This is a genomic window from Gemmatimonas sp., from assembly GCF_044345575.1.
Classification (GTDB): Bacteria; Gemmatimonadota; Gemmatimonadetes; order Gemmatimonadales; family Gemmatimonadaceae; genus Gemmatimonas.
Map to the genome: position 1 here is coordinate 1 of NZ_JBIJAW010000375.1, position 3098 is coordinate 3098.

Annotated in this window: 2 protein-coding genes; both read left to right on the forward strand. The window is 67.2% G+C overall.

The window, feature by feature from the left end; genetic code table 11:
* Positions 1 to 730: 730 nt before the first annotated feature.
* Positions 731 to 2854: an ATP-dependent helicase gene (locus ACIQ6O_RS15360; protein ID WP_396208653.1), complete on the forward strand. Its 2124-nt coding sequence runs from the start codon at positions 731 to 733 to the stop codon at positions 2852 to 2854.
* A 25-nt stretch (positions 2855 to 2879) separates the two neighbouring features.
* Positions 2880 to 3098: hypothetical protein (locus ACIQ6O_RS15365; protein WP_396208654.1), on the forward strand; the 219-nt coding region annotated here is incomplete at its 3' end.

Below are 3098 nucleotides of genomic sequence, written 5' to 3' on the forward strand. Positions count from 1 at the left end.
ACGTTGGCGTTGGACGGCGACATGGTCACCTGTACCGGCGGATTCACCGGCGCGGGCACCGTGACGTCGTCACCGCAAGCACCGAGCGCCGCCAGGGCGCCGAGGCTCAGGGCGGCGAGCGCCTTGTTCCGAGAAAAGAGTTGCATTCATCCCCCTCTTGCGAGGTAGTGGAGGTAGTTGCCGTTCCGCGGATCGGGTGACCGCGCAACAACAGAACTGCTGTGGTAAGCGACGCCGGTCGGCGCACGCCTCATCACCGATGTACCGCAGAGGACCTGATCTCGGATCGGGGAGCGGCCGAAAGGAGTTCAGTGTCGTACTGCACAGGGTGATGCCCGGAAATCCTGCCTGTCTCCGAGGAGACAGTCCTCCACTCGCGCTGAACGGTCCAAGCTCCGCCAACACGCGAGCCCATCACCTATCACCATCGAGGAACGCGCCCGCTCACCCAAGGGTAGGGTGGCGCACACACGCCTCGCGACAATAGCAAGTTGCAAACCTAGGGAGAGGTCACGACACGGTCAAGCTACCGCACGCGGCGGTCCGCGGTCCGGGTCGTCACAAAGTTGCGACGGACCCCGACCGACACCGGGTTATCCACGACGGCAGTCCGTACAGAAACCGAAAACGCCTGCTGAACCCACGCCGAACTGAGCACGGACGACGATCGGCCGCAAACGTCACGCCCCCGGGCCCTCATTTCCGTCAGCCCTTCTCCATATCTTCGGGGATGGCCGATAACCTGCCCCGCGTCCATGTACCGCTGCCGGCGCGCCGCGTCGTCCCGCCGCCACCCTCGGCGGAGGGACCCGCGCTCAATGCGGCGCAGGCCGCGGCGGCCAGCCATGGGGATACGCCCCTCCTTATTGTCGCCGGGGCCGGGTCCGGAAAGACCCGCACCCTCATCCATCGGGTGGCCGCGCTTATCAACCGGGGCGTACCGCCACAGCGCATCCTGCTGCTCACGTTCACCCGGCGCGCCGCCCAGGAAATGGTCAGCCGCTGTGAACGGCTCGTGGGGTCCGACTCCCAGCACGTGCAGGGCGGCACCTTCCACGGCATCGCCCACAAGCTGCTCCGCCGCTTCGGCCCCGCCGCGGGACTGCCCGCCGACTTCACGATCCTCGACCAGTCCGACGCCGGCGACCTCATGGGACTCGCCCGCTCCGCCCTCGGCTACGGGGACCTCAAGAACGCCCCGCGCGGCGCGCCACGCTTTCCCCGCGCCGAAACGCTGGTGTCCATCTATTCACGGCACGTCAATACCGGACACGACGTCGCCGACATCCTCGGCGACCAGTGGCCGCACTTCCTCAGCTGGACCGGGGACATCGAGCGCTGCTTCGCCGACTACGTGAAGCGGAAGAGCGAGCGCAACCTGCTCGACTACGACGACCTGCTGCTGTCGTGGGCGCTGCTGCTGGAACAGGCGCCGCCCATCGCGCAGCAGATGCGCGCGTTGTACGACCACGTGCTGGTGGACGAGTACCAGGACACCAACCCGCTGCAGTCGCGCATCCTGCGCGGGCTGTGCACCAACGGCAAGCTCACGGTGGTGGGCGACGACGCGCAAAGCATTTATGCCTTCCGCGGCGCCACCATCCGCAACATCCTCGATTTTCCCCAGCAGTTCCCCGGCACACGCATCGTCACGCTCGAGCAGAACTACCGCAGCATCGCGCCCATTCTCGAGACCACCAACACCATCATCTCGCGCAGCACCGAGCGGTACTCCAAGCGCTTGTGGACCGAGCGCGATGGCGGTGAGGCACCGTGGCTGGTCACGGTGCGCGACGAAGCGATGCAGACGGCCTTCGTGGTGGACCGGCTGCTGGAGCTGCACGAGCAGGGCACGCCGCTGCGCGAGATGGCCGTGCTGTTCCGCGCCGGCTATCTGAGCGCCGATCTCGAAATCGAACTGGCCAATCGGCGCATTCCGTATGAAAAGTGGGGCGGGCTCAAGTTCCTCGAAGCCGCGCACATCAAGGACATGCTGGCCTTCCTGCGCATTCTCGAGAATCCGCGCGACGAGGTGAGCTGGTACCGCATTCTCCGGCTGCTCCCCGGCGTGGGCGATGCCACGGCGCGCGCCGCCATCGAGTTGCTGTCGCATCACCAGTGGGAACCCATGGCCATCGGCGCCGTCCGCGCCGCGGCGCGCTCGCGCCCTGCCCTGCAGGCGGTGGCGGCCCTGTTCGACGGCATGCGGCGCGTGGAGCGGGCGAACCAGCCGCACAGCCCGGGGGAGAGCATCCGCCTGGTGCGTCAGCTGTACGACCCCATTCTGCAGGCCACCTACGACGACGCGCCGCCACGCATGGCCGATCTCGATCAGCTCGAGACCATCGCCGCCGGCTACGCCGACCGCACCAGCTTTCTCGCCACGCTCGCCCTCGAGCCCCCGGCCGCCACACAGGATCTCGCCGTGGGCAGCACCGACGAGGACGATGCGCTCATCCTGTCCACGGTGCATTCCTCGAAGGGCAAGGAATGGGACGTGGTGTTCGTCATTCATGCCAGCGACGGTGTGTTCCCCATGGCGCGCGCCGCCAACGACGAGGCGCAGGTGGAGGAAGAACGTCGCCTGCTGTACGTGGCCATGACGCGCGCCCGCAACGAACTGTACGTCACGTATCCCCTGCACAGCTACGCCACCCGTATGGGGGCCGATTTCGCGTTCTCGCAGCTGTCGCGCTTTCTCGATCCCGGCGTGCGCCAGACCATGCAGCGGGTCACGCTTGGCGAACCTGACCCGCCGCCACTGCAGCCGCTCCCCGGGCCGCGCGAAGGCGCCATCATCGAACCCATCGTGGATCTTCGTGCCCTGCTGCGGGGCAAGTTCGGCCAGAGCTAACCACGCCCGACGCATCGAAACGGAAATGACTACTCACGCTTTACGCCGCGCGGCGTCGCTGCTGGCGCTGATCCTGCCCTGCGCCGTTGGCGCGCAGCCTGCCGCGAAGACCAAGCCCGCCCCGCGCGATTCGTTTGCGCTCACTGCGCCGCTCCCCATGGACCCGGCCGTGAAGATCGGCACCCTGCCCAACGGCATCCGCTACTACATCCGCAAGAACACCAAGCCGGAAAAGCGCGCGGAA

Bases quoted from the DNA above. Each gene is read 5' to 3' on its own strand.
- ACIQ6O_RS15360 (WP_396208653.1), top strand. From the start codon at position 731: ATGGCCGATAACCTGCCCCGCGTCCATGTACCGCTGCCGGCGCGCCGC.